At 55.6% G+C, this 3466-nt stretch carries 4 protein-coding genes; 1 reads left to right on the top strand and 3 read right to left on the bottom strand.

What is annotated here, in order from left to right; genetic code table 11:
- The coding region (locus tag C7H09_RS19970; protein ID WP_206074299.1) for a hypothetical protein at nucleotides 1–195 on the top strand (195 nt) is incomplete at its 5' end.
- Nucleotides 196–338: 143 nt separating this feature from the next.
- Here C7H09_RS19970 and C7H09_RS09320 read toward each other — a convergent pair.
- The 3 genes from C7H09_RS09320 to ltrA all read right to left on the bottom strand — a co-directional run bounded on the left by C7H09_RS09320 (nucleotide 339) and on the right by ltrA (nucleotide 3015).
- Nucleotides 339–635, bottom strand: coding sequence for a hypothetical protein (locus C7H09_RS09320; RefSeq protein WP_106762278.1), 297 nt, complete (start codon nucleotides 633–635; stop codon nucleotides 339–341).
- A gap of 491 nt (nucleotides 636–1126) precedes the next feature.
- Nucleotides 1127–1558: a GNAT family N-acetyltransferase gene (locus C7H09_RS09315; protein ID WP_165794810.1), complete on the bottom strand. Its 432-nt coding sequence runs from the start codon at nucleotides 1556–1558 to the stop codon at nucleotides 1127–1129.
- A gap of 128 nt (nucleotides 1559–1686) precedes the next feature.
- Nucleotides 1687–3015, bottom strand: a complete 1329-nt coding sequence (gene ltrA / locus C7H09_RS09310; RefSeq protein ID WP_240616512.1) for a group II intron reverse transcriptase/maturase — start codon at nucleotides 3013–3015, stop codon at nucleotides 1687–1689.
- Between the last annotated feature and the right edge of the window lie 451 nt (nucleotides 3016–3466).

Below are 3466 nucleotides of genomic sequence, written 5' to 3'. Positions count from 1 at the left end.
CGAAAGGAACCAGAGCGCAAACAACGCCAATCCGATTACCATCTGAACTGGACGGCCCCGCAACTGGAGCACGCCATGAATAACAAGACGGCCGGTAATGTTGGCAACCAACCCCGACAGCAACCTTTCCGGCCTTGGCCATCACCAACACAGGCGGCTTTGCAGCCAAGTCCGATGCCAAGGCCCTTGCACTGAATCCGCCAAAAATGAAGACGGCCTGGGCCATTAACGCGAAGCTAAGCGGTGCCCTGACAAGGGCATCCGGTGGACGGCCGTCAGGCCGGGAACGTACTTGAGCGACTGGTTAGCACTGCTCAACTAAATACCTGTGACCCAAGTCAAAATGTTATTCCGTTCTCATCTTCTGTTTGACTTGATTCCGTAGACGGCTCAGAACCAAAAAGATCGTCTTCAATCGGCATCAGCTCCCATAGCTCGTTCTGGTGGAGCCATACCAGATCAGCATTCTCCTCAATGAACTGGTCTACAGGCATGCCATCCATGGTTGGTGGCCGCTTTATTCTGGCTTGCTTACCGTTCATAAAGACCCACTGGTACTTCCTTTGCCGCTCTGCTTGCGCGGCTTTCTTTGCACTCTTTTGGGCCGGAGTGAGCTGTTTCTTAACTTTTGCCATAGCTAAACTTTTTGGTGCTAACGCTGAGGTAACCGGCGCCGGAGCGCAGCGGAGGGAACCAAAAGCTGTAAGCTTTTGGCGTCCGGTTGACCGCCTGGTTAGTGGCCGGTCACCACCAAGGTCTCCCTTGGCACCCAGCGCTGCATGCCCTCTCCCGAACAGCTTGCACCAACCCAACGGATGGCGAAAGGAACCAGAACGCAAACCGCACCAACCCAATTACTGTTTGAACTGGACGGCCCCGCGACTAGGGCACGCCATGAATAACCATGCTGCTGGAGGCTTTGGCAACCAACCCCGATAGCAACTTTTCCGGCCTTGGCCATCATCACCATAAGCGGCTTTGCAGCCAAACCAGGTGCCAAGGCCTTTGCACTGAGCCCGCCAAAAATGAAGACAGCCTAGGCCATTAACGCTGAAGGTAACCGGCGCCGGAGCGCAGCGGAGGGAACCAAAAGCGCCACGCTTTTGGCGTCCGGTTGACCGCCTTGTTATGGGGTGATGGCGCCATAGTAAAATTCGTAAGGCCCGTCTTTGCTAAATCCCAGGCGCTCGTAGAATTCAGCTGCGCCGGAAGCCTTGTGAGCGACCAGCCAAGCACCGCCGCCCGAACCACCATTTACGCTTTGAACCAATGCCCGAGCCACGCCTTTTTTCCTGTTTGGCTCAGCTACAAATAACTCCTGAATACAGGTGAGCTTGCCTGAATGCCATGGGTAGGAAAACGAAAAAATTGCCCCAGCGACCTCGCCGTTATGTTCCCAGACAAAGCAACCTTCTGGGTCGATTTCCCAAAACCGCCGCAAGTATGCGGATGCGTCGGCCAGTTCCCATGATTCATGATATGGCGCCTCAGCATAAGCCTGACAAAAAATTAGGGCAGCTTGCTCGATATCTGCTGCATCACAGCTCCGCACTTGCATATTGCTCCTTCCTTGGATTCCCATAACGCTGAATGTTAAGCGGCGCCTGCGGTCGAGTAGGCCCTGGGAACCACCCCCAAAGCCTCTCACAGAACCGTACGTGAACCTCTCGATTCATACGGCTCTTGTTATCCAACCATTGCCCTTGATCCTGCCCAGTGAGCAAATAGATCCGGCCGTCGCCGACGCAGTCCATTCACTCTCCGGGCAGCCTGTAACAGACCTCTGAGTTTCCGATACTTCCCTAATGCCCACCGGCTCAACCTCAGATCGAAATGAAACAGCACATTCCGAATGTAGCTGCGGCCAAACAGGCTATAGTACTGCATCCAGCCTCGGAGGCGGGACTGACAGAATCGAGCGAACTGCCCGAGTTCTTTCTGTCGCCACCATTTCCAGGGCCACTCGTTGATCTGCTTGCGGATCTCTTTCGCTGCACTCTGGCTGATGGCCGCCGTGAAGTAGACTTTCTTTTGTCCCAACCGGTTGCGGATCAGCCGCGGTCGGAAGGTGTGACCCAGAAAATCAAACGCGATCTCCGGGTAGTCCCGCCGGTTGTACTCGCTCTTACAATACACAATCTTTGTCTTGCGGGGATGGAGCGTCAAGCCACACGCTGTGAATCGTGCCTCAAGGACCGATTTCAGTGCTTGAGCTTCCCGTTCACTGGAACAATGGCATACGATATCGTCCGCATAGCGTTCGAACTGGATGCCACCCCAGCGCTTCTCCACCCAGCGATCAAAGACGTAGTGCAGGAACAGGTTTGCCAGTAAGGGACTGATCACACCGCCTTGCGGCGTGCCCCGATCGCGTTCCTCCACGGAACCATCCGCCAACTGAACCGGCGCGCTTAGCCAGCGCCGGATGTACAGCTTCTGCCAGTCCTCGGTCACATGACGATCCACGGCCTTCATTAACAGGTTGTGGTCGATGTTGTCGAAGAAGCCTTGAATGTCCATATCCAGCACCCAGGCTTTCTTCCAGCACCGGGCCTGAGTCTGTTTCAGCGCATCGTGCGCTGACTTTCCCGGGCGGTAGCCGTAAGAGTCCGGGTGGAAGTGTTGTTCCAGTTCCGGTTCAATCAGCAGCTTGACCACCATCTGCGCAATGCGGTCGGCAACCGTTGGGATGCCGAGACGACGGGTTGCCCCATCCGCCTTTTCGATCTCCACGCGCAAAACCGGTGGTGGATGATAGCTTCCTGAGGACAAACGGTTCCAAAGCTTGTAAAGGTTATTGCTGAGGTCACCATCAAAGTCTTCCAGACTCTGATGATCTACCCCGGCGCTACCTTTGTTGGCTCGAACCCGCTTGTAGGCCTGATAGACCAAGGCCTTCGGGATGGTAAATGGTTTTGCCTGACCCTGACGGCTCCTCCCGGAATTCGGTTGGCCATCTGGATCCGACGGGATAACTTGCCCCCTTCGCTCCACACCCATTACAGGTGTTTCCACACTACTACGGGCCAATCCGTCCCTGTGTCCTGCATCGGTACTCTCGCCTCGCGGGATCTCCACTTGTGCTTCTCCCTTAACATCAGGACGACAGGTTCTCATGTTCCATACTCAAGCCTGTACCCAGGTCATGCCGCCTCAAGACCGGCTGCCGCTGTGTCCGTTGTGCCAGCTCACGTCACAGCTCATCCCGGGGAGACGCTCGGTCCCCGGTTCTGACAACATCTGTCTACATTTCGACCCCTCATCGGCGGTTCACTTTCGTTCATCTCCTTGGGTACGTACCTGACCGCTCTTGACGGCCTTTTCCCATGTCGCTCACGACCCGCACTCTTAATGCAAGCCGCACAGGGCGGTTTGATCCCGGTGTCTGGTCACCGAGACCGAGGGGCCTTCCCTCATCTTGAGTACAGCAAGAAAGACTGAAGTCTTTCGTCATGACACACGAGCG

Source organism: Marinobacter fuscus, assembly GCF_003007675.1.
Taxonomy (GTDB): Bacteria; Pseudomonadota; Gammaproteobacteria; order Pseudomonadales; family Oleiphilaceae; genus Marinobacter; species Marinobacter fuscus.
The sequence above is the reverse complement of the archived record's forward strand: the minus strand, read 5'-3'. Positions and strand labels throughout refer to the sequence as shown.